This window comes from Sphingobium sp. Leaf26 (genome assembly GCF_001421665.1).
Classification (GTDB): Bacteria; Pseudomonadota; Alphaproteobacteria; order Sphingomonadales; family Sphingomonadaceae; genus Sphingobium.
In genome coordinates this window covers 35,493-55,208 of sequence record NZ_LMKV01000012.1, presented here as the reverse complement: position 1 = coordinate 55,208, position 19,716 = coordinate 35,493, and the positions used below count along the sequence as shown (strand labels likewise).

General features: G+C 60.7%; 10 protein-coding genes. 1 reads left to right on the top strand and 9 read right to left on the bottom strand.

Translation table 11 applies throughout. From position 1 onward, the window contains the following. Positions 1 to 5: 5 nt before the first annotated feature. The 9 genes from ASE85_RS09185 to ASE85_RS09140 all read right to left on the bottom strand — a co-directional run bounded on the left by ASE85_RS09185 (position 6) and on the right by ASE85_RS09140 (position 12,631). Complete coding sequence (locus ASE85_RS09185) at positions 6 to 1,874, bottom strand: hypothetical protein (RefSeq protein WP_056686984.1); 1,869 nt, start codon at positions 1,872 to 1,874, stop codon at positions 6 to 8. Then, on the bottom strand, positions 1,871 to 3,607 hold the full coding sequence (locus ASE85_RS09180; RefSeq protein WP_056686980.1) for a hypothetical protein: 1,737 nt from the start codon (positions 3,605 to 3,607) through the stop codon (positions 1,871 to 1,873). The genes ASE85_RS09185 and ASE85_RS09180 overlap by 4 nt, the downstream gene beginning before the upstream one ends. A 317-nt stretch (positions 3,608 to 3,924) precedes the next feature. Continuing rightward, positions 3,925 to 4,706 (bottom strand): IS5 family transposase gene (locus ASE85_RS22955; protein ID WP_200928331.1). Its coding sequence is split into 2 segments (ribosomal slippage): positions 3,925 to 4,382 and positions 4,382 to 4,706, totalling 783 coding nucleotides; the frame shifts between segments, so codons are not numbered across the junction. Positions 4,707 to 4,759: 53 nt separating this feature from the next. Continuing rightward, the gene (locus ASE85_RS09165) at positions 4,760 to 5,083 is read right to left on the bottom strand and encodes a hypothetical protein (protein WP_156358271.1); all 324 of its coding nucleotides are present in this window, start codon (positions 5,081 to 5,083) and stop codon (positions 4,760 to 4,762) included. Between the two features lie 77 nt (positions 5,084 to 5,160). Further along, positions 5,161 to 5,838: a hypothetical protein gene (locus ASE85_RS09160; RefSeq protein ID WP_056686974.1), complete on the bottom strand. Its 678-nt coding sequence runs from the start codon at positions 5,836 to 5,838 to the stop codon at positions 5,161 to 5,163. Then, entirely contained in the window at positions 5,835 to 6,599 is a 765-nt protein-coding gene (locus tag ASE85_RS09155) for a ComEC/Rec2 family competence protein (RefSeq protein WP_235523453.1), read from the bottom strand. The genes ASE85_RS09160 and ASE85_RS09155 overlap by 4 nt, the downstream gene beginning before the upstream one ends. Before the next feature lie 976 nt (positions 6,600 to 7,575). After that, the gene (locus ASE85_RS09150) at positions 7,576 to 8,796 is read right to left on the bottom strand and encodes a 5'-methylthioadenosine/S-adenosylhomocysteine nucleosidase family protein (protein ID WP_056686969.1); all 1,221 of its coding nucleotides are present in this window, start codon (positions 8,794 to 8,796) and stop codon (positions 7,576 to 7,578) included. Further along, positions 8,793 to 9,266 (bottom strand): response regulator transcription factor, encoded by a 474-nt coding sequence (locus tag ASE85_RS23345; RefSeq protein WP_056686966.1) that lies wholly within the window; start codon positions 9,264 to 9,266, stop codon positions 8,793 to 8,795. The genes ASE85_RS09150 and ASE85_RS23345 overlap by 4 nt, the downstream gene beginning before the upstream one ends. Beyond that, positions 9,263 to 12,631, bottom strand: coding sequence for an ATP-binding protein (locus tag ASE85_RS09140; RefSeq protein ID WP_056686963.1), 3,369 nt, complete (start codon positions 12,629 to 12,631; stop codon positions 9,263 to 9,265). Before ASE85_RS09140 ends, ASE85_RS23345 begins: the two co-directional genes overlap by 4 nt. Before the next feature lie 629 nt (positions 12,632 to 13,260). Here ASE85_RS09140 and ASE85_RS09135 point away from each other — a divergent pair. After that, entirely contained in the window at positions 13,261 to 19,323 is a 6,063-nt protein-coding gene (locus ASE85_RS09135; RefSeq protein WP_156358270.1) for an HTH domain-containing protein, read from the top strand. The last annotated feature ends 393 nt before the right edge of the window (positions 19,324 to 19,716 follow it).

The following is a 19,716-nucleotide window of genomic DNA, read 5'->3' as shown; positions in this document are numbered from 1 at the left end:
CATCTTCAGTCGGCTCCATGCGGCGCTTTGGCGGCGGTAACGGCGGGTGGCGTCAGGCTTGAAAGATCGACTGGCGGCAGGCGATGAGTCAGCGCTTCGCGCGCAGTGGAAATCAGCGCTGCGGCTCGGGCGATGCGACGGCTGCCGATCCGCCGGTGCGACCTGACCCAGCGGCCGACATGGTCGAGCGCGGGATTTTCGAGCGCGTCGATCAGCGGCAGCCAGATATGAGGCGGCGGTGGGAAACGATGGGCGCGACAGGCGAGCAGGAGGATCGGCCAGTGGTCGAGACGGATGGCAGAGAGCCCGGCATAGGCACCGTCCTGCTCGACCTCGCGGCGCAACGCGGCAACGAGCGCTTCGGCGTCGGCACCGATAGACAGATTGCCGAGCGACGAGCCATTATTCTTGCCGCGCCACAAGCCTCCTTCGCTGCGCGGATTGGGGACCCATGTCTGGAAATTGCTATGGGCGAGCTGGACGGTCTGCAGTCCGCCAAGCTTGGTAACAACCTCGTCTTCCCCAAGCGCACGCGCGAACGCCGCGAGCAGCGGATAGAGGATGCTGCCGGCAGTCATTTCTTTTACATATTCGTCATCGCCCGTTCCCGGATGGCGGATCAGGTCTGCGTAATCACGCGAGATGATGGGATAGCCGGCCCCTCGCGAGAAGCTGAATACGCTTGCAATGGAAATCTGCGAAACCCAATGCGCCGCAGCGGCGCGGGTATCGGGGACGATCGTCAACAGCAGCAAGGCTAGGCAGACATCAATGGCTTGGTCATCGCATATCGGCGTCAGCAGCGCCGGATTGTTTTCGATCAGCGCAAGCAACGCAACGGCAATGTCGGTGACCTTGTCTTCATTCGCTTCGAGGAGCCCTAGCGGTGTATCCGGCGGCATGCGCAGCCAGGCATGCCACAGCCCGCCTAGCGCAACCCGCCCGAGCGTCTCGAACAATGCCAAATTGATATCGACGCTCTCATGCGACCAGACCGCGAAGCTCAGCGCATGGAGATTGGCGGCGCGCGGCAGGATCTTGGCCCCGTATAATTCGTCCCAGATGCGCAAATGCAGCTGGATCACCTCATGCAGCGTGTAACTGGCTTCGCGTTTGCGCCCCTTTTCCTGCTCGACCTCCGGCCAAAGCAATTCCCACGCGCGCAGCACGAGTAACTCGCTGGCCCGGTATGGTGCGTCGAGATTGTCAGCTTCGCGGCCCCAGACCGTCAAAATCCAGAGTGCCAGGTACAGGATGCGGATGCGAGACGGGGCGGACTGGCTAGTATCGACAATAACCTTTTCGACCAGCTGCATGAATTGGTCGAGCGCCGACTCGGGCTCATCGACCAAGGCAGCCGCGCGCCGCAAATGCCCGCGCAGCTCGGGCGAGAAGACTTCCTCGCGCAGCGCACCATCGACGATTTTCCCGGTCAGTGTGTCACCGGTCCACAAGCGAAATTCGAGGCCGGGACGCCCTTCGGTCTGAAGGTAACCGTTAACTGAAAGCTTGGCGGTCTCTAGCAACACGCCGCCGATCGTGGCGACCACGACGACCGGCAAATTCTTATGTTCGGGCGCGACGCCGAGCAGATAGGCGTCGCGGATCTGGTTGAGCGAGGGGCGCAATGCCTGCACGCCATTATCCCATCCCTCGCGTCCCAAATCCCCGCGCTTGATCGCGAACAGGAACAGTTTGCGGACATCGTCGTCATCGGTCCCGATCGCTGCGACGTCGGCGCCATATTGGACAGTGCCGATCATCGGCCGCGAAATCACCTCGAAACCCATTGTGGTCAGCAATTCGGGCAGGATCGCGTCGAGTTCGTTGCGCTCCTTGAGTCCACGAAAGAACTCGCGAACGATCGGATTCATTCGTCCCCCTCATCCCGCAGCAACACGGTTCGCTGATACCAGGAGCCCAAGGGATCGATCACGTCGAGGCGGGGAAGCTCGTGCGAGTATCGCCGCGACACCAGCGGGGTCTCCTGGCGCACGGTCTTCCCCGGCTCGACATGCATTTCATAGATCGCGCTATCCCCGTAGAGCAGGATCGAGGTCGACATCAGGCTGCCGAGGATCGACTCGCGATGCGCGGCCTTCGCGATTTTCTGTTGCTCTTCGCGCTTCATGGTCGCGACGAGGAAGCGGTGATGCGATGAGGGCTGAAGCTCGGGTAACCTGCGTACGGCTTCAATTCCCGTTTTATAGTCGTCATGCGCGGCAAAAATGCGGGTCAGGGCAGCCGCTAGGGCAGTGTCCGCCGTAGGGAGCAGGCGTTCCAGCGTGCGACGGGGGCCGATCCAGTAGGTGATCAGCAGCGGATTGACGATCAGTTGCTCGATCGCATGACCCGCTTCGCTGGGACCCGTGCGTAACAGACTGGCCAGGATTGAGGCCAATGTCTCGGGATACACCATCAGCAAGGCACAGCAGCGCCGCCCGATCCGCTCGGCTTCGATAGCGTTCAAGCCATAGCCGCTAAAGTCGAGGGTGAATTCAAGCGGATCCCCCGCGACATTGCGGCACATCGCTTTGACCGCGCGGGTGTGGGCGAGGCGCTCCGACACCAGCCAGCGCGCGACCGTTGCAGTCAGCAGGCTGTCCGCGTCTTGGTAGATCGCGTACCGGGTCGAATCGAGCGCCTTTATCTTGGTTACGCGCTCCGCCAGCAAATGGTCAAGGAGTGCGGTCATCTCGGGTGCCAATGGTCCGTGGAGATGCTGCGAGAGCATATGGTCGATCGCATCGATCGCCGACGTTTCGTTCGGCTGGGTATCGCGTAGCAGCGGCAGCGCCGCGCGGCCTAATGCTGGCGAAAGCTTATCGCGCGCGAACATCAATTCAGTGGCGATGGCTTCGCGTAACCCAGCATCTGCGCGGTCTGCCACCGCGTCGAGCGCTGCGAGTCCGGTCGACTCGCGTTCGGGTACGCGCAGCGCAATGGCGAGCAGTGCCCGCAGTGTCGGTGCCAGCGACGGACCATTGCCAGCCTGTAGCGCTTGCTCGAGCCCAGTGACCGCTTGATCAAGCTCGGCACCGGTGAACGCCTCGAACAGCCCGAGCAAGCTTGCCGCGACGGTATATTCCTCGGCATTTCCGTCGTGCAGCAGCCGGAGCGCGAACGGCAGGAAATGCACGCGATCGACACGCAGGCCTGCGAGCAGCGTTGCGCGTAACAGCTCGATCGGCGCTTCGCCAGAGCGAATCGCCGCGATCGCCGCCAACGGGCGTGCCGGCGCCGCCTCGCACCAGCCGCCAAATCCTTCCACCAGATAATAAGGAATGCCCTGGCGCGAATCGCGGTGGGAGAGCGCAGTCAATAGATCCAGAATCTGAACTAGCGTTACGTCGAGCTGCGGCAGCCCCAGTTCCAAAAAACGCTGGGTCGCGTAGTTGGTCCGTTCGTCGTTCTCTGCGGTCAGCGCTGCGATGAAATCGATCTCGCCAGCACGGTGTGCGCCGACGGTTTCAGCGACAAGTTCCGCCCATTCTTGGTCGTCTAAGCTTTGCTGAGCACGCTTGAGGAACGGTTCGAGATCGCCCTCGCGCGCCGCAGCGCGCAGACCGCTGGCATCGAGTTTGTCCGAATCGTGATCCTTCGCCATCCCGCGATCCAACCACCGCTGCCGCCCCCCTGCAAGCGCCATCCCAACCGTTTGGATAACCTCGCTATGCGGCCTCAATCCCCTTTTCGGCAATTGGTGGTGTTTCATCGGGGCCGCAAGCGGCTTGCTCGCCCGCTGCGGATTGCCCGAAAAGATAGTTGGTCCAATCTAACAAGACCCTGTGCTTATCGAACGCATCTTTGCGCCGATACGCACTGGTGACCTCATTCGGCCGTTAGAAATGCTCACTAGCCATCCCGAAAGCGGCCATAACCTATGATGGTGTGAGCAATCAGATGCGGCGCCTTTGACGAAGCCTAGGCGGCGTGGACAAATTTGAGCCAGTATCTGGCGGTGGCGAGATGGACCATTCCGAGGAAGCTATTGGCGAGTTGATCATATCGGGTGGCGATGGCGCGGTTGATCTTGAGATGGCCGAACATGCGCTCGATGCGGTTACGCTGCTTGTAGAGCGCCCGATCATGCTCGATCTTCACGCGGCGGTTTGATCTGCCGGGGATGACGGCGGCGATATTCCGTTCGGCAAGATCGGCGCGGATGGCGTCAGCATCGTAGCCCTTGTCGGCAAGCAGCGCGACCGGTGCCCGCTCCGGCAGCCCGATCAGGTCATCATACGCCTTGCAATCTGCCGCCTCGCCGACCGTTAGATGGAAGGCGAGCGGTCGTCCGAGGGCATCAGCCAGGCAGTGAAGCTTACTGGTGAACCCGCCCCGCGAGCGGCCAAGAGCGCGTCGATGAGCCCCCCTTTTCCGCCCGCTGCCGAGACATGGGCGCGGACTGTGGTGCTGTCGATGCTGTAGTGGCCGCTGTCCGCCATGATCTCGGCCAGTGTCACCGCTACGGTCTCCCAGACCCCGGCCTCGCTCCATCGCCGGAACCGACGATAGATGGTGTTCCAACTCCCATACTTAGGCGGAACGTCGCGCCATGGCGCTCCGCACCGGAGCCGCCATAGAATGCCATTGATGATGGAGCGGTTCTGCTCGGGTGGCCTGCCTCGGCCACGGTTCTCAGGCTCGATCGGCAGCAAGTCCTTCAGAACGTGCCATTCCGCTTCGGTTAGATCGCCCCTGCTCAAGCCCGCCTCCAAAAAGCAGTCTTGAATCAATCTCTTCTCGCTACGTCAATGCCTCAGGCGGCATTTGTCAGCAGTGCAAAATCCGGCATTCCGCCAACCGGGACGATGGGAAGATCATTAGCGGAGGAAAGCACGGCCAGATCGTTTTCGACCCAGTGCGCAAACTGACCGGTGATCCACGAATATGGGGGCTTCCCCTCGTGTTCGCACAGCCAAGTCACAAAGCGCTCCGCAATCGCTCGCCCCCAGTCCACAGCTTCCTGTTCGGACGCGCTGGCGATCCAAACCCCAGTGCTGGACTCAAAGTCGGTCCCATGGTCCGAATTTGACTGTCTTTCGGTCGGCGATTCATAGCCGAAAAGAAACAGGCGGTTCATCAACATATCCTGAAGCTACCGGACGAACCACGGTCGTCAACACTCTCCGCATCACAGGACGAATTTGTCCACGCCGCCTAACGTAAACTCGGCCTCGCCTTGCGCGCGCGCGGTGTCGTCGCACCCGCGACCTTCCGGGCAGAGTGGATCGCCAGCACGTTGCAGACGAAACGTATCCCGCTCCACCGTGCACTTATCGCGGTGAGAATGAACTGGATGAGGAAGATGCCAGCCCCGATCCATTGCGCCTTTTGCGACGCGCCTGCAAAATACAGGCAGAGCGGAGCTAGACCGACAAAGGGAAGGCTGAGGGTCGCCATATCGCGATACATCAAGAACGTGCGATGCACTTCCAGTATCTCGATTTGGTTCTCCACCACCTTGTAGAGCTGATACCAGCGCGCGTTCTGCGCGCCCGAGTGGGTAGGCAGAGGCCCGACATTCTTCGTGAGATTTACCATGTCGATGCGAACATCATCGGGAGCGAACCTGCTGAACACTTCGCAGCCGGGAAGCCAACCATAAGGCTTCCAATAGACCAGCATGCACTTCACCTTGTGCGGCAAGACGTTTACGAGCAGCAGGATGCCGATCGGCACGACAACCGTGGTCAGCAATCGCCAGTTCCCCAATTGTGCAAGGCTAGCGTTGGAAGGAATGCCGGGGACCAAGGCCAGAAGCACAACGATTAGGTCTGCCGTTGCCAGCATCCAGAGCCATTTCTGATACTCTGATTTGAGCGATTTGCTGCTCATCCGGCGTATTCCGTGTCAATGAAGTATCCGCCGTTACCGTCCACACGAAACTGTATCCATCCGTCTCGGCGCGTGGTCAAAACGTGCCTTCGCTTACTGTTCGTCCGAACCATGACACCTTGATCGGAAACCAGACGGCGATAATCAGGCACCATACGCTGCGTCTCGTGCATGATAGGTTTGTCGGAGATTACGACAGCATCGGGCTTGAAGTGGTAGAACGCCTCCTCACAGAACCCGCTAAACCGGCCGTGATGCGATGCGACGAGGATATTGGTGTTCATCAGTTCTGCTCGGAAGTCGGCTCGATCAAGCAGGGCGCGCCAGCCTGGTCCTTCCAGATCGCCGGGGAACAGGATCTTGAAACCGGCATATTTGATAAACACGACCAAGCTGAGGTCATTCGTCTTCACGAATTGCGGATAGGGGTTGAAGAACCAAGTCGCAGTTATCCCGGCCATGTGATTGTCGAACGGTTCGCTGACCGGCGAGCTGAATCGGTCACAGGCGCTGACGTACCATTCAGCATCGCGCGTCAACGGACCGCTCACTGCCTTAATTCCCGCCATCTGCTGACCCGAGTAGGTCGGGTTCCGAACGAGCGTCGTGACCGCGACACCTGACGAGTCCAACCCTTTCAGATCAGACATATGATCTTGGTCGGCGTTCGTAATGAACAGATAGTCCAGCACTGATCTGCCCATGTGGTTTTTGATGTAGGAGCTGGGGTGCCACGTATCCGTGCAGCCAGAATCGATCATGGCCAGACGACCTCCGTAGGCGCCGATCTGGTGCTGAAGCATAGCGCAAGCACCGTGCTCAACATCCCATATCCGAAGAACCATTTCCCCCTCAAGCACGACTTGCCTTCCCCCGATGAAACCTCTGTCATCAAGATAGGCGGTCGTTCCGCATGTTCAATAATTGTTCTCTCTGCGCATTCGCGCTCGGCGTTAATCGTTGGCTTCAGGTAGCTGGCGCGATCTTCAGGTTTCACTATCTTTATGCCAGAAGCTGACAGCCAGACTTGGACATCCAGAACGGGAAAGCGGACGGGCTGCACCTGAGAACGGCAAAATCAGCACTGAGCGTCTTGGAAGGGTCGACACCGGAAGGGAGGGCCTGGGACAAACCGGTCGTATATTCCTACGGCTCTGAACGTCTGGCTAAACCGAAGCCGGTCATTCGTAGAGCAGCGCAACGCCTCTCTCGCTTGTCCAGGATTACGGACTGACCGGAACGGCTCCTTTTAGGATCACTATCGGGGATAGCAGACAATATCGCGAGCGAGCCGGCGGGTCAGCTGCTCGGCAGAGCGCGCGCGGCCTTATCGAACGCTTCAAAACCCTGCTACTGGTGCGCGAGGTGCGGGCGCTGCGCCGATAGGTGACCGGTCCTAATCGGTTGTGCGCGTTACACAAGCCACGGATCGGACGAGTGAGCGTGTGGTGGAGAAAGAGCGGCGGCAACCGTCGGGCACCGCCGCTTCAGTTGAGAACTTTGAGAATCAAAGTCGTTCGGGTCGCCGCGTTTCGCTAGCCCCAGGTGTCTCAGCGGCAATTGTAGGGAATCGCCATTGTGGGTCAGATCCCTGAATGAGGAAGGTGTCGGCTGCTTCGTTAAGGGGGACGCCGACCCTGGCTGCTCTTCGCTGGTTTGCGGCCGGAACTTGCGGAAAAGGACTGAATGGGGAGCCGTTTTCACGATCAGTGGAGCCCACCGTTTTCGCCCAAAACGTCAGCAAAGCGCGTAATCGGTGCACAGGAGCGCCAGATAACGTGCACTCATGAAGGCGGCATAGTCTCGGTGTGCTTCGCCCTTGTCCTCGTCGGCGAAGTCGGAAACCCCTTTGACGATCAGGAATTCGGGTTGCGGCTCGGGTAATTCGTGCGAGGCCATCGCGACCCCGTACGCCTCCATGTCGATGGCAAGCAGCTTTCGATGCTGCTGTTCCTTGACCTCGGTGACCATCGAGCCGCGCGCCACAACGGCTGCGCCGCTGGCAAACGGCCCGATATGGAGGTTCGGCACGCTTGCGGGCGGCTTGCCCGGAAAGGCTTTCCGCAGCGCGCTCAGCATATCGGTTTCGCCTTCGTGGCGCTCGACTATGCTGCGAACCCGGGTCGAGAGCGCTAGAGGGTAGGGCGCCGGTTCGAATGACGGGGTCTCGTCCTTCATCGCGTGCTTGCCGCTGCCGTAATCCCAGGTCGGATTGGCGACAATGAGGTCGCCGAGCGCGGTGCCATCCTTGTTGCCGGCGCAGATTCCGACCATGGCGAGGCATCGTGGGCGAAAAAGCAGCCCAACTTTCGTTGCGAGCGCGGTGGCGGCCGGCATGCCCATCTGGCCTGCGCGCACGGCAATGGCGGTCCCCAGGGTGCCATCACGTCGGCGAAAGGTCCCGCGGTGGTATACGGTAGCATCGCCGTCGCGGTCGACGACCGCCCAGTCCCACGGGAGGGCGAGTACAGCGTCGAGCTCCGGAGTTTTGAGCGCGACAATGAGGGCGAGGTCGCAGCCGGGTTCTGCGCTTGCCTGGCACGATTTAAGGCGCAGCAGATGGCGAACCTTGGCGGAAAGTCGCTCGGCCCATTCCTCGCTGGCCGGGTCGTAGCGCAGCACAGACCATAGTTCGCTTCCGAACCGCGACACGGCGTCTTCGTGGATTTCAGCAAGAGCGGTCAGACCGATGACATGCTTGGGCATCTTGAAGCGGTTGCTGGCGGTAAGCTCTCCGAGCAGGGTAATGCCGCCGTCTTTTACCGGGTCGCCAGAATCCTCGTGCTCGGGCAGGGCGATGTCCAAAATCAACAGGTCGAGCGCGCTATCGCGCAGCATTCGCCGGGCCGCCGACAGCGAGCCGCACTGGAGGATCGTTGAATCGCCGCCGCAGCGGGCAACGATCGCCCGGATCGTCTCGCGCTTGGAGACATCATCGTCGACGATTCCGATAATCATGTTTTCAGGGCTCCCCGCAGCGCCAACCGGATGCTCGTTTCGAGTTCGTCGGCCCAGGCGTTCAGACTGGCGTGATAGTAGACCATCCCCTGGTAGGTTCTCGGGAAGGCCTGGATGAGATGGGCAGCTAGTTCGTCGCGGTCCTTGCTTTCGCCGAGGTCGCCGAAGGTCTCGAACTGGGTGACGACGATCACGGCCGGTGCGAGGCCAAACCGGTCGGCCTGGCGCAGGAATTCTTCCCCGCCAAAGGCTTCCATACCCCCGCTCGACCCACCGTCCGCTGCAGGATCGTAGTTGGGCAGGGTCATGTCCAGCACCACGAGATCGGGTTTCCATTGCCGCAAGACCCGCACGCCGCCGATTAGCGATTCCGCGGTTCGAACCTCGAAGGCTGGAAACCTCTGCGCCACCAGCTGGAGAAGCTGTTCCTTCTTGTTGAGGTCGTCTTCGACGATCAGCAGCTTGATCATGCTTGTCCTCCCGCCAATTCCGCAACCAGGATCTTGCGCAGACTGAACTCCACGGCAAAGATCTTGCTTTCCTCGTCAAGCGTGAAACTCAAGGTACCACCACCCGCGCCGTAGCCAATGACCTTTGCCAGCTTGGGCAGCCCCGTGCCGCCTTCGCCGCGGACCAAGTGCCGGAAGGAGCCATCCGCGATGATGGCGCGGGCGCGCTCGACCCGGGCGAGGTCTTCGGGCCGGATCGCCGCGACCGAATTTTCGACCCGGAAGTAGATCTGGTCTTCTCCGTCCCATGCGGCGATCTTGATAACGGGGTCGGTCGGGGTTCCCGAATATTTCACGATGTTCTCAAAAATATTAAAGAAAATGTCGGAAAATAGCCGCAAGACACCGGGAAAGCTCGGCAGTTCAGCGATATCGAGTTCGACCTTGGGCTGGAAGTCGGGATAGAACCCCTTGACCACTTCGAGCGACACGTGGACGAGCTCCTCGACGGTGAGGATCAGCGATCCCTGGGTGGTGGGCGGACTGAGCCACTGCGCGATCGATGCGACGCCTTGCAGCGCGGCGCCCTTGGCCCGGATCAGGGCATCCCTGAGCGGGCCGGCGCCATCGGGGGCGACGCTGCGGACGGCGTCGTCGAGTCGGTCGAAGAGGGTGGACATCCGTTCGGTTACGGCCTCGATCCCGCGGTGGATCTCCTCCTTGCTCGAGGCGACCACGGTCCAGAAATACTCTTCCGAGCGCACGAAGAAGTCGTCGAAGGACTGGCCGGGCGCGATGTCGGTGATCATCAGGGTGATGAGAGTGCTCGATGGAATGGTCGAGATCATTCCCTTGGGTTTGTCCTCGCTGCGAATCTGGATAAACTCGTTGGTCAATTCGGCAATCAGGCCGTCGTACCCCGCCGAGAATGCCTTGAGGGCATCGTCAAGCCATTCGAGTTCTGCAAAGCCGAGTTCACCGGCAAGATGCTCGATCCAATAGTCGTTATCCGTGTAGGCTCCTGCCGAATTCTTGCGGGTGATCAGGTGTTCGCGTTCGATCGGGCCGCGCAGGTGGCCCGACAAGGTGCCGTGCCGGATCCGCAGGCTGAGATAGGCGTCGAGCCCGTGCTCAGGGCTCAGCGCGAATTCCTTCAGCACCGTCCGGCACAGCCTTGCGAAGAGAGCGGCAGCCTCGTTGTCGGGAATTTCCAGCGCCTTCTGCGCCACGGAACCGGCCTCGAGTGCAGCGTAAACCGACTTGTGGAACGCTTCGTCTAGTGTGAAGATGCCCTGCTCGAGCAAGTCCATGTAACGTTCGTAGTCTTCCTTGACGACGCGTTCGGCCCAGCGCCTGAGATTGTCGATATCGAGCGCCAGCTTGCTTCCCTGGAGCGCCTGGAGCCCTTGCCGGATGTGGCGCGAGCGGACGAGTTCGCGCGCTTCCTCTTCGTACCGGTCGGCTTGGCGCGGATCGGCGTCGATCAGCCACAGGCAAAGCCCGATCCGGTCGGTCTCGAGTTCCTGCTGGGTCGTGAACAGGGTCGATGTCCTGAGCGTAGCTGGAACGCACACTTCCCCGAAGAAGTAGCGCAGACGGTCGTTTGCATCCTCGGGCTTTCCGGTGCCGGCCAGGCCCAACGGGGTAGTTGCACCAACCGTGAGGACAAAGTCCTCGGCGGCATAGGTGCGCGCCGGGGCGAACTCTGCACCGTGCATCCGCGCCGTGAAATCGAGAAATATCGGCACATCGATGTTCGAACGTGGAATCTCCTCGTCTTCGATCTTTCGTGCGAGCGCGGCGAGCGGCAGCCAATGCGCGAGGCTCGCATCGGCCAGCATGCGGTCGACGCAGAACGCGATTGCTGCTTCGACGCCCGCAGACCGTTCGAGCCCGCGAAGGCGGCACTGCAGCGAAAGTTCGCTCGGGGCGCCCGAATGCTCGTCGAGCTCGTCGGCGAGGGTGCTGAGACGAGATGCTGGAGCATCGGATAGCTCGAGCATTGCGCTCAATTCGAGAGAGGCCTGCGGTGACAGGCGCGCCGCGAGCATGGCTGGAGCCAGATTGCCGGCACAGGATCGGTGCCAGTCCCAACTCAGCGGCGCGGCACTGCCGGTCAGCGCAACGAGGCGCGTATACCGGACAGGGTCGAGCCAGGCGAGGCTTTCGGGTTCGACTTCGCCAGTCAGACAGAAAAGCAACCGCGCGCGGGTGGGGTCAACCGCGGAAAACGGATTGCCGGGTCCGCAGTGCTCGGAGATCCAGTTACCCATGGGCAGATGATCGAACATCGCGCCGAGCTTGGCTAGTTCGGCTCGGCCTGCTTCGTCACCCCCGGCACTGGCGATCTCGGTGAGGGCATGGCGGATACGCTGCGAGAGGGTGCCGCGGGCATCGGGCTCGAGGCACGGCAGGGCGCGGGCAAAGAGGTCGCCGATGCCTGCGGGAGGCGATGCAGGCTCTGGTCCGATGCCCAGTCCGAAATCGCGCCATGCTGTTGGCGCGCGCTTAAGGGTCAGCGCGGCCGCGTCGGGGTCATGAAGCGTGAGAAGTTTTCGAAGCCGCGGATCGTGGATATGCTCGGCGAGCCGCGAACAACTTCTGGCGAGTATGCCTGCCGTTGGCCGGTCCTCGGCGATGGCGGTGCCCGCACAGGCGAGCACCGCGTTGTAAAGATCGATCGCTGCGCCCTGGTGGGATGCCGATATTAATTGGGCTTCATCGCCGGCGGGCGGAAGCCGGCGCAGGACCTGGAATGCAATGTGGGTGCGCAATTCCTGGCTGATGTCCCAGACGGCCATACGCCGTTCGAAATTGCGCGCGAAGTTCTTCCAGGATGAGCTCTCTTCGGCCCGCACGCTCCACCAGTAGGCGAAGAACTGGACGTTCTGCGCGACGCCGCTCGAGCGAAGACGAGCGAGCTCGTCCTTCTGCGCCTCAAGCCCTCCGTGGAGTTGGAGGACTGCGAGCCGTGTGGCGATCGAGGTAAGCGACAGGCCGATGGCCTCGTCCATCGCGTCCAGTGCCGCGAGTGCCTGATCACCTTGCCCCGCAATCAGATGATCCGAAATCTCGCGCTGCAGGCGAAGCCCGGTCAGGACCTGCGGGGCAAAGGTAACCAGGCTTTCAACCGCCCACTGGAGTTCGACGCCGAGTTCGAGCGAGGGCAAAATGGGCTGGCTGTGGAGTGCAGGCGGCGAGTGCGGACGCAAGGCCGAGACCGCGCCCGCAACCCGCAGATTGCGCACCGTCCAGGGAATGATCGATCGTTCGCCCGTCGCCGAGAGAATACGGGCAAGCAGCAGGGCTTTGGGGCCACGCCCGGCCCCGCGCACCTGGTTGAGGTGCTGCGCACGCGGCTTCCTGCGAGTGGTCTTGCGCGGCAACGGACAGCCCCCTGGTCCACAATTACATGGGTAACCCGTAGTCGAAGAGCGACCCGCTGATCGGCGAATATATCTTGATCAAGGTTTTGATTTGGCTATCTCAGGCAATAAAATCAAGATGTAAACCTCGAATCTCAAAGTCGACCTTTCTTTACAACCCTCATCCAAACGCTAGCCAGCAGCGAGTTTCACGCAAAGCCAGATCGAGTTTGTTTTGCCTTCGTTAAGGCAGAGTGCTTGCGCGGAATGAGAGGCAGCGCAGGCGCATTGAAGCTCACTTTACTACAAGCCGATCGGGAGCTTGCGTCGACTTCTCTGTCGCTTTCAAATCCCTGAATGTAGAGCCGCTTGAGACGAGCTAATCCGAAGCACGGAATGACGGCTATGTCGGCGACCTCCACCAAAGCGATCAATGACCTCGGAATGACCGGTGTCGGCGTAAGCTGCCCCTCTTGGAACCCCACGGGGACGACCGACTCTGGTCGCGTGCTGCCGGAAGCGGAACGCCGCGTCGTGGGACAAAGCTACCGTTGGCCGCCACCCGCCAGAACGTCCGGTTGTGCCAAAACTGGTAGTTCTTTGCGCTCAACGCTGGCGCTTTTAATTGCGGCCAGATATTGTCTACGGCGATGAAAAAGTCTTCGGTCGCTCCGCAACCAAGTTATCCCAAGCTCTCGCAAAATCCGCAAGATGAACATGCGTTTTGGGAGCTCGGCTCACGGAGGTTCGAGCAATTTGCGCGCGCACTGCATGGCGCCGAGCATGACATCCTCAGCACGAACCTCTACGGTCCCGATGGACAAGAGCAGTTTGGTGCTGATCATATAGCATTTCATCGACACGACCCGGTGCCTTATCTCGAAGTGGGTCAATCCAAAGCCGAACGGCGGTTCGGGCAAAGTGACATCCGTGCAGCCGCTGACAAGTTCATCGAACATTGGGACGATCACTGGCGGGAAAAGGACGTTCGTCACTTCATCCTATTCGTTGGCTGCGCAATCAAGAGCCGTCAGGCGACTGACGAGATCATCGCCCAAACTCAGAAGTTTGCAGCCCTTGGCATCCAATTTTCGGTGTGGGATTCGTCCGAAATCTATGATCGGCTGCCCGGTGCGAATGTCGCAGTTCGAACCTATCTTGGCCAAGACTGGTATGAGCGAATATTCGGCAAGCCCACAGGGCCACTAACCGGCTTGCAGCAGGCTCTCGAGCGCGGCTGGGACTTGAGCGCAGTCAGCCTCCAACATTATGTGACCCGGCTCAATCAGGCTGAGACCGGTGAGATCGCGGAGCTCAAACGTCGTGCAAGGCGGGGAGAAACGCCTCGTGTTATCGCGGAACTTGAAAGTGCGCTGCGCTCTGAAGCCGCCGACGCCCTGAGTGCGAGCGTCAAAGCCCAGAAGCTGCGGCTTTTGGCTGGCCTGCTCATCCCCTCGGAAAACTTCACCCGAGTACGACAGCTGCTCGATCAAGCCGACGCGCTCGAAGGAGAGTCGATCAGGCTGCGAGCAATTTTAACGCTTGAAGAACTTGGCCCACAGCCCCTGCTGGACGGCGTTTCGGCCGAGGATATGGCAGAGTTGGCAGAAGTGCGGGCGGTGGCGCTGCTTCGTCAGCGTCAACCGCACACAGCTTACGATGAATTAGCAGCCTACATCGACGGGAATGACGCTCGGGCCGAGACCCTTCGGCTCGCGGCATTGGCAAAGCTGGCCGCGAACGATCGCGAAGCGGCCGTCGCCTTGGCAGAGCAAGCTCTTGCCCGCGAACCCGAGACGCGTGCTTGTCAGCAGGCGCTCGCCATCTGCTATTTTCACCGCGCCCTAGCGCCATCCGTTGAGATCGCGGTGGGTGAATGGCCACCGCCGATCGACCAGCCTTTGGTCCGACTGTCGGATGCGGCCCGGAAGGACTTGGAAAGGGCGGAATCTCTTCTCAGTGCGTTGATCGCCGATCCTGTTTTGGCCGCGCACCGTTCTATGGTCATGTGGCATTTCGGTGTCCTGGCCTGCATGCCCTGGCGTCACGCAGACACGACGCAGCGGCTCGCCCAGTTGCAAGCCGATGGAGCCCTACCCACACCGCTCATTGCGTGGGCATTGTCCCGCGCGCTCCCGCTCGACAGAAAAGCCGCCATCGCGCAATGTGATGCAACGCTTGCCTCGGATCCCGATGATTTCGAGACGCTGTTTATCCGAGTGGCGCTCGCAAACGCGGATCGCGACTTCTCGCACGCGCGTCAGATCCTTCAGACGCGTTCAGACACACTAGCAACCGCTGGCCATGCGGAGGTGCGGGATTATTGGCTCGCCGTTATCGACATGGAGACACATCGCCCACTAGGCGAGAGCGCGCTCGACGCGCATCCCTGGCTCCGACTTCGCCGCGCAATGGACACCCGCCGGAAAAAGCCGCGTCGCGTCGCTATCGCCGCGGTCCTGGAAGAGCAGCTTGCCGGCGGCGGCGATCCACGCGTCATCTTGGCTGCCACACAAATGCTGATCGAAGCTGGCTGGCATAAAAGCGCGGTGAAAGCGGCGCCTTATCTCACCGAACAGATCTGCACCGCCGAGGCTCTGGCGGCGGCCGCGCATGCCTATTATCGAAATGGGCAGCCTTCGCAGGTGTTATCAACGCTTAAGCATCTGGACGCCTTCCCGGGCGGAACGCTCCCCGTTGAACTCGAGAGACTGCGCGCAAACAGTCTCGTGGCCGCAGGTGAGTTGGTCGGCGCACGCGATGTCAGCTTGTTGATCGCCCACTCAACGAAGCGGCCCGACGATCTGTGGCGCTCGATTCAGCTCCAACTTGCGATTGGGGCGGCGCCGGAAGCTCTGGCGCTGTACGAACAACATGCCGAAGCCCTGACGAAGCCATCACCAGGGCATATCGCCTTGGCGCGAGCGATCCTGCAGTCTCATCCCGACGCGGCGATGCGCATCACCCGGCAAATTTCTGCCGATGCCCCCGACGAATATGTGACAGCGGCCTTCGATCTGGCGCTTAAACTCAAAATGGCGGCCGAACAGCGTGTGCTCACGGGCCGACTCCAACAATTGGGCGAGCAAGGGCGCGGCGGCGTCACGCTCATCTCGATCGACGACATCGTAAGGATGATGCAGGAGCGCCGCGAGCAGGTCGAGCGCACCTTCGAGCTTTATGCCAACGGGCACGCGCCGGTCTATGTTTTGGCAAGATTCCGACAAGAAGCGCTGGCCTCTACCTATCTTGGCCCACTCCTGAAGGCCCCCGAACCCACGGAACGCCGTTCGATTCTCTCGACTCGCTACGGTCGGCGTTTGGAGGAAGACCCATGGCCGGATGAACGCAAGGATGTCCGGCTTCTGGTGGATATCACGGCTCTACTGACAGCGCACGGGCTCGGGATTTTGGAACTCGCCGAGCGCGCCTTCGCGCCGCTTTGGATCGCGCCCGAAGCCGTTCCTGGCTTGCTGGCGCTACGATCGGACAGCGAGGTGACCCAGCCTGAACGCATCGACGCAATGCGCGCAGTTCTGGCGCGCCTCGGTGATGGCGGGCTTCACGATCAGGTGCAGCTATCCGCGATCGACACCTTTCACGTGCTTTGGGAAGGCGATGGCGGACAGCCAAATTCCACCTTGTCCTTCCATCGCCTGTTCGACGTCATAACGAAGCCGCTCGGAAAGCGGATCGAGACGAAAGCGCGCGATGCGTTGGGAACGACCCTCGACGCTGCTGCCGTTGGTGCAACCCCTCCGAATGGCGCGGTCGTCACGCTTGACCACGGCATCGCGGTAACATTGGAAGAAGCCAATCTCCTCGGCGCCTTGTGCGCGCAGTTTCAGGTCGGCATCCAGGCGGACGATATCGCTGATATGCGCGCAACGATCGCTGACGCCGATCGGCGCATGGCGACCGTGGAAAGTCTCTCGGCCATTATCTGCAAGATCCGCGTTGGCCTTGAGGACGGCACCTACAAGAGCGTTCCGGTCAGCGATGTTCAGCAGCCAGAGCATACGGGCCGGAGCTTCATGCAACTCCTCCAGTCGCTGGCGACGGACGGAGGGATCGCATGGGTCGACGACCGCTATACCTCATCGATCAGCAATAGGGATTTCCGGACCGCGACGACCGTAGAACTTCTCGACGCACTTTTTCGATATGGGCGGCTGACAGAGCGTCAGCGTGACGGTTTTCGCCAGCGCCTGCGCGCCGCGCGCTGGCTCTTCATGCCGCTGCGGGGCGATGAGATCGCCCGCTTCATGCGACCTGCGGTGCGAAATGGCGAGCTTCGAGAGACCGACGACCTAGCCATCATTCGCCGGTACATCGGCGATGCCCTTATCCATCGCCGGCGCCTGCAATGGCCCGAGCCGACCGCAGTCGAACAAGGTAACAAAGGCGAAGTTCCGTTCTTGCTCGATTCCGGACATGCTATAAGCCAAGCCCTCGCAGCCATCTGGAACGATGACAGCTGGACCGTTGATGATGCCGAAGTCGCTTCGGCCTGGATCGTCGATACGCTAGAAATGAGCCTCTTTCCCCTCCAAGTTCTGGCGGCCGGGGATCCTAGATCGGACAGCCTACTCGGCATCCATCTGGGCGGGCTGGCGCTCGTCGCCATCCAGATATTTTCAAGCAAGAGGTCTAACGAGCGTCAGCGCGCCTATTTCGACTGGTTCTGGCGGCACGTGCTTGCGAATGCGCTGCGCGTTCGCCCTGAAATTCGCGACGGCCTTGAAGAGATGATCGAAAGCCATCTCACGCGGACCGACGACGGACTGATGGAAGATCGCCTGTGGCTTGCCCTGTCAGGACGGGTGCTAAATGCCATGCCGCTGCCACTTCGTGTGCCACTGCTTCAGCGCCCAGGTATGCGCGAAGCATTCAATCTTCCCGATCACGGGCAGATCACGATCGACGGTCTTGACTTCGATGAACTGGAATTCTGGGACGCCGTCGTCAATGCCGCTGTCGGTCATGTCAAGAAACTGAAGACGATGCGCGGCGAAGCGGCGACTTTAGCGTGGATCGAGAGCGACGGCGATCCCCATCTGAAGCTGACGGTCGGTCGGAGAAAGATGCGTCTCGACGCTTGGCCGCGTCGCGTCGCCAGCGATGACTCCACTGTTCGAAAGGAAGCGCTTCAAGAGCGGGCCGGCGTCATGGACATGTCGGACAAGGACTTGGGCGCGTTCAATGCGTCGCTTGGCTCGACGAACCCGACCTACATGCGCGTGCGGGCGAGCCTCGCAAAATCGCATGAGGCGATGCAGCAATGGTACGCCGATCTTGACACAGGTGTTCGCGAGAAGCGTGCCTTTGCGTTGGCCGATCTTGAACCCGATGCGATCGGCAAGCTCACCCGTCACCTTCGCTTGGACCACGATTTTGAGCGGGCAGCGCAGACGCTCATCGACGAGCGCGGACTGGTTGTGGCTGTGCGCAGGCTCGGCGGCCTCCCCATTACCCCACCAACATCGATCGCTACTGCCCTCGCGTCGCTCGACCAGCCCGGCATCGCCCGCTTCCTCGATGAGGTCGAAGGTGAAACTTCACCTCCCTGGACCCAGCTTTTTCTTGCCGATGCGCTGGCTGCCTGTGACATGAGCGACTTAATATCGGCCAGAGTGCGCGGCTGGATCGACCGCGCGCTTTCTGACGAGGCCACTCCCCTATGGGACCTTTACATTGCCTTAGCGCGGTTCACAGCTATCGAAGCCTATGCCGACCCGGACTGGGCCACGCTGACCGCGCGACAGCAGCTCGCCGCCTGTTGGTCACACGCCAGTGCGCTGTCCGAGATCCTCGTCTCAGGCCATGTGATCATCGATAAGATTCTCGATATGATCGCGAGCAATCGGCTTATCTCACCGCGTATCTTGGTCGAGCAACTAGACCTGTTCAGCCACGATACCGCCAATCCCAAGCAGATGACGGTCGATCGCTTGCGGGCGCATATTGCAGCACCCGCGTTGATCCAGTTTCAGAAACACGCTTCGCATCAGCAATGGGCGGAGGCCAAGCTTCGCCAACTGGTGGTCGAAACCAACGACGACGGTGAGCGTCCGCGAATGGACATCATCCGCGGGTCATTATCGCCGGATAACGCGATGGCCAGTCGGCTTCACGCTGCGCTCGGGGGCGTGTTCGATGCAGTCTATCCCAATGCCGGCGTAACATTCCGGGACAAGGTCGAGAGTTTTCTAACAGCGTTGCTTGCTGCCGAGCCCGCAAGCCGTGAGGCTCTCGCCGGCTGGCATCTGCTGCGTCAGGCCAGCGCCGATACGCCCTTGCCAAAGAATTTGGCTGACATTGCGCATGAGCGTGCCAAGGACTGGGATCTATCTATTCCGGGCGAAGAACTGGAAAGCGCGCGCTTTCACCTCCTCACCTTTGCCGCGCTCGCCGCAGTCAATGGCTGGGTCGATCAGGGTGACAGGATTGATGCAGCCGCGTCTGCCCTTGGCCCGCGTGCGGGCGATGACGAAGCCATGGTGCTGTTCGAGATCGCGATTTGGCGCGCGACATTGATCGCCGACATTCCTGAACGCCTGCAATTTTTGGCGCGCGACCTTCTTCGGCTCGCGCGTCACGAGCCTCTCCGCGAGCAGGCGATTGTCGCCGCTCGCCATTTCGCTCGTAGCCTGTCGGGACAGCAGGCAGAGCCGTTCGTGGATGTCGCCGGCGAACTAATCGCGACTTATTGATGGCGAGATTATGCGCCTACGCAAATGACCGCTTGGGGCGATACCTGCTCGACCGCCGTTCGCCCCACCAATGACCGGTTGCGGCACGAGCCGACCTTCCTGGGCCTTGCCGGAACGGCTTGAGTTGGTCGCGACCTGCCACTACCGCCCTGCCCTCGCACGAATTTCCGCCCTGATTGTGGACGCTCCCAAGGTACAGTTGGCTGCCTGAAAGCAGTCAGTTGTTCAGGTAGCAAAGAACCGAATTTGAAATGTCGCAGGAAGTAAATACAATGTTTGGAAAGCTGTTACGCCTACCCCGCGGCATCCGCTGTTGACGATCAATTTTTCGAAAATGGATACCGTAGACCGCCCGAACCCAATCCAGATATGATATCCGTTCCGACCAATTTA

Excerpts from the sequence above, each read along its gene's own strand:
- ASE85_RS09185 (WP_056686984.1), bottom strand. The coding sequence starts at position 1,874 with ATGAATCCGATCGTTCGCGAGTTCTTTCGTGGACTCAAGGAGCGCAAC.
- ASE85_RS09180 (WP_056686980.1), bottom strand. The coding sequence starts at position 3,607 with ATGGCGAAGGATCACGATTCGGACAAACTCGATGCCAGCGGTCTGCGC.
- ASE85_RS09165 (WP_156358271.1), bottom strand. The coding sequence starts at position 5,083 with ATGAACCGCCTGTTTCTTTTCGGCTATGAATCGCCGACCGAAAGACAG.
- ASE85_RS09160 (WP_056686974.1), bottom strand. The coding sequence starts at position 5,838 with ATGAGCAGCAAATCGCTCAAATCAGAGTATCAGAAATGGCTCTGGATG.
- ASE85_RS09155 (WP_235523453.1), bottom strand. The coding sequence starts at position 6,599 with ATGATCGATTCTGGCTGCACGGATACGTGGCACCCCAGCTCCTACATC.
- ASE85_RS09150 (WP_056686969.1), bottom strand. The coding sequence starts at position 8,796 with ATGATTATCGGAATCGTCGACGATGATGTCTCCAAGCGCGAGACGATC.
- ASE85_RS23345 (WP_056686966.1), bottom strand. The coding sequence starts at position 9,266 with ATGATCAAGCTGCTGATCGTCGAAGACGACCTCAACAAGAAGGAACAG.
- ASE85_RS09135 (WP_156358270.1), top strand. The coding sequence starts at position 13,261 with ATGAAAAAGTCTTCGGTCGCTCCGCAACCAAGTTATCCCAAGCTCTCG.